This window comes from Tabrizicola sp., from assembly GCF_051645465.1.
In the GTDB taxonomy this organism is placed as follows: domain Bacteria; phylum Pseudomonadota; class Alphaproteobacteria; order Rhodobacterales; family Rhodobacteraceae; genus Tabrizicola.
This window is the reverse complement of the sequence record NZ_JBOFBI010000152.1, coordinates 1-3,795: the sequence shown is the minus strand read 5'-3', so window position 1 is coordinate 3,795 and position 3,795 is coordinate 1. Positions and strand designations below refer to the sequence as shown.

General features: G+C 63.6%; 4 protein-coding genes. 2 read left to right on the top strand and 2 right to left on the bottom strand.

Features of this window, described 5'->3' with window-relative positions:
* Both ACRCSW_RS09785 and ACRCSW_RS09780 read left to right on the top strand, forming a co-directional pair.
* Positions 1-1,199, top strand: a 1,199-nt coding sequence (locus ACRCSW_RS09785) for a type I secretion system permease/ATPase (RefSeq protein ID WP_438704642.1), incomplete at its 5' end; no start/stop codon positions are given.
* A 1-nt stretch (position 1,200) separates the two neighbouring features.
* Positions 1,201-2,544, top strand: coding sequence for an HlyD family type I secretion periplasmic adaptor subunit (locus ACRCSW_RS09780; RefSeq protein ID WP_438704640.1), 1,344 nt, complete (start codon positions 1,201-1,203; stop codon positions 2,542-2,544).
* Positions 2,545-3,212: 668 nt separating this feature from the next.
* Here ACRCSW_RS09780 and ACRCSW_RS09775 read toward each other — a convergent pair.
* The gene (locus tag ACRCSW_RS09775; protein WP_438704638.1) at positions 3,213-3,419 is read right to left on the bottom strand and encodes a helix-turn-helix transcriptional regulator; all 207 of its coding nucleotides are present in this window, start codon (positions 3,417-3,419) and stop codon (positions 3,213-3,215) included.
* Between the two features lie 128 nt (positions 3,420-3,547).
* On the bottom strand, positions 3,548-3,795 hold a 248-nt coding region (locus tag ACRCSW_RS09770), incomplete at its 5' end, for a hypothetical protein (RefSeq protein WP_438704636.1).

Genomic DNA, 3,795 nt, shown 5'->3' with positions numbered 1-3,795 from the left:
TGACCGCCCGGCATTTCACCGAGGCGAACATGCATCAAAGCCGCGCGAACCTGCATCTCGACAGCATGTCGCGCAACAGCCAGATCATCAACGCGCTGGCGATGATCCCCGAAGCGGTGCGCATCTGGGGCAAGGACACCGCCGGTTCGCTGAAGTCGCAGGTGCTGGCCCAGGACCGCAACATCATCACCGCAAGCATCTCGCGCGGCGTGCGGCTCTTGACCCAGGTGGTGATCCTCGGCTGGGGCGCGCATCTGGCGATCAAGGGCGAGATCACCGGCGGGATGGTCATCATGGCCTCGATCATCGCAGGCCGCGCGCTGGCCCCGATCGAAGGCGCGATCGAGGGCTGGAACCAGTTCGCAATGGCGCAGTCGGCCTATGCCCGCATTTCGACCCTCTTGCGCAATTCGCCCTTGAACCAGGAACGCCTGCGCCTGCCGCGCCCCGAAGGCCGGCTGGACGTGGAACGCCTGCTCTATGTGCCGCAAGGCACCAAGACCGTCGTGCTGAACGGCATCAGTTTCAGCCTGCAGCCCGGTGAATCGCTGGCCGTGATCGGCAACAGCGGGGCGGGCAAGACCACGCTCGGCAAGATGCTGGTGGGGTCGCTTCTGCCGACCTCGGGGTCGGTCCGGCTTGACCTCATGGACCTGCGCAACTGGGATCAGCGGCAGTTCGGCGAAAACGTGGGCTACCTGCCGCAGGACGTGCAGCTCTTCCCCGGCACGATCAAGGAAAACATCGCGCGGATGCGCTCGGATGCCACCGACGCGCAGATCTTCGAGGCCGCCCGCCTGGCCGACGTCCATGACATGATCGCCAACCTGCCGCAGGGCTATGAAACCATCGTGGCCGCAGATGGCGCGCCCCTGTCGGGCGGCCAGAAGCAGCGCATCGCACTGGCCCGGGCGTTCTTTGGCGCGCCCCGGTTTCTGGTGCTGGACGAGCCGAACTCCAACCTCGACACCAGCGGCGATTTGGCGCTGGCACGGGCAGTGGAGCGGGCGAAGGCCAGCAAGATCACCGTCGTGGTGATCACGCAGAAGCCAAGCCTTCTGCAGCATGTCGACAAGATCATGCTTCTGGCGGACGGCTCAGTGGCCCTGTTCGGCACCCGCGCGCAGGTTCTGCAGGCGTTGGAAGACCGGCGGCGGAATGCGGGCGGTCGTCTGCAAGGCAATGGACAAGGGGTCTGACATGACGCTGCCGGTCATCTATCAGGAACTCGACTGGTACGAAGGCGTGCCCCGCTCAGTGCGCTGGCATACGGTCCTCGGGCTTCTGCTGTTGGTTGGCGCGGTGGGTGGCTTCGGCTACTGGGCATCCACAGCGCCGCTGTCCGCCGGGTTGATTTCGCAGGGCAGTTTCGTCGCGACCGGCAAGAACCAGATCGTGCAGCACCTGGAAGGTGGGATCATCGCCGAGATTCTGGTCAGCGAAGGCGACGAGGTCGTCACCGGCCAACCCTTGATGCGACTGGACCAGACCGCCGCCTATGCACGCGAGGAGGAGCTCTTCCTCCGCCGCGCGCGGCTGGAAGGGATCACCGCGCGGCTTGTAGCGATGGCTGAAGGCCGCGATGACATGCCATTGCCCGCGTTTCTGGTCGACAACGCCGGTCGGCCGCAGGTGGCCGAGATCATCACCAGCCAGCGCCATGCCTTTGATGTGGCTCAGCAAAAGCTGGAGATCGACATCACCGTTCTGGAAAACAACGCCGAAGCGCTCAAATTCCGTCTGGAAGGATTCACCGAACAAGCGGCCAAGTCGGAGGAGCTCATTGCCATCATCATCCAAGAGCTGGAGAACAAAGCCGCTCTCCTCGAGAAAGGGCTTTTGCGCGCGGACGCGGTAAGCGCCCTCAGGCGCGGTCTGGCCGAGGCCGAGGGGCAGCTTGCGCGGTTGCAGTCACAGATCAGCGAGACCCAGCTCATGCTGGACAAAAGCGTCGACCAGGTCGAACAGGCCCGCAGCGCCTATCTGAACGAGGCGCTGGAGGAACTGCAACTGATGCAGGCCGAGCTCGACTCGGTCCGCGAGCAGCACGCCAGCGCGCAAAGCGTGAGCCTTCGGTCGGAAATCGTGGCCCCGGTCGATGGTGTGGTGGTGCAGCTGAAATACAACACGCCCGGCGGAGTGATCGAGCCGGGCAAGCCGATTGCCGAGATTCTGCCGCTGGATGCGCCGCTGATTGTGGAAACCATGGTGGCCAGGGCCGACATCGACAGCATGCAGGTGGGCCAGGAGGCGATGATCCGGCTGGTCGCGCTGAACCAGCGGACGACGCCGGTGCTGAAGGGCGAGGTCTTCTACATCTCGGCCGACGCGATCCGCGATACGGCCGCCGGACAGGCCTCGCGGGACGTCTACGTGGCCCGCATCGAACTACCCGCCGACGAGATCGCCCGCGTTCCAGATGGCTTTCAGCCGCTGCCCGGGATGCCGGCAGAGATCATTATCGCCACCAGCGAACGCACCTTCCTGCAATATGTCATCAAGCCGATTGTCGACTCGATGGCCCGCGCATTCCGCGAGCAGTAGACCTGCTCTCGTCTCCAACAGAGCTTGACCATCCTGGTCGGGATTTTCGCTACGTTTTTCCAGCTTGGAGAAGTCCAGAATAGCCCGAAGGCATCAAAGTCACTGAGATTCAGGAAGGTGGCGTTGGTCGAATGGAAGCCAGCCTCGTTTCCTTGCCCTGTCTGAGCGCCGGGCAGCAGGTAGAGCGTCCCATGAGCGAACGCGGCGACCGCAGCCTTTTGAGTTGAAACCCGGGCTCAAGCCCACCCAGGCGCTTTCCCCAACGTTTGCATCAGTGCTTTCGTTCGCCTCCACCACACTCCTCCCGCGCCTCGACCGCCACCAGGGCTTCCATCGGACCGCGCGAGATCGCCCAACTGTCCGCCTCGACCGCCGAGTTTTCTCAGCGACCGCTTCGGGGAAACCGGCCCAAACTATTGCGCCTGCAGCGAACGGCGGCTTTCCCCCCAGTGCGACGGGATCACTGCGCTTGCGAATTACAACTGAGGACCCCCTGTGGATAACCGCAAGGTCCCATGCAGCAGGACTACGCATCGCTCCGCTTACTGCGCGGGATGGGAATGGCGGACGCGAGTGCGGCGGTGAAGGGCAACTGAGACGGATCGGAATGCGAGAATAATGCTGGCGGCGTTCGGCTCGACCGTCACGTGACGTCTCTCTCGGGAACATCATCCAGTCTTGCGTCCCAGCCGCCACCCGGCCGAGTCGTCGACCCAGCGGTCGATGTCGGACTCTCGCCAGCCAGCGCCGTGGATGCTGATCCTAAGCTGGGCGGGGAAGGTGCCTTCGGCGATCTTGCGGTAGATCGTGGACCGGGACAGGCCGGTCCGGGAGACGACGGTCTTGAGACGGATGATACGGTCTGGTGTGGGCATGGCTGTGCTGCCTTCTGTTGGCTGTTTCTGACGGCTGCTGAACCAGACAGACGAGTGCCACCCGGACGCGCAAGGGACTTCAAGACATCAAAGGGTCGTGGCGAAGAAAGAGCGGCAAATCGGACGGGTCATAATCCGATCCCGAGTCCTCTGACGAGGTCGAAGCGATGACTGAAGGCCAGTTGCTGCCCGAGCTTCATCCCTGGATCAAAATCCATGCTGATGCCGAGCGCGCGCTTGCGATTGGCAAGTAGCGACTCCATCTGCGGATCGCGCTCGAGGCTCCTGGCCATGTCGCCCATCGCCGACCGTGAGGCCCTGTAGCTGGAATAATTGCCTGCCGCATATTGGCGTTCGCCCGCCTGCCTGAGGTCCC

Excerpts from the sequence above, each read along its gene's own strand:
- ACRCSW_RS09775 (WP_438704638.1), bottom strand. The coding sequence starts at position 3,419 with ATGCCCACACCAGACCGTATCATCCGTCTCAAGACCGTCGTCTCCCGG.
- ACRCSW_RS09780 (WP_438704640.1), top strand. The coding sequence starts at position 1,201 with ATGACGCTGCCGGTCATCTATCAGGAACTCGACTGGTACGAAGGCGTG.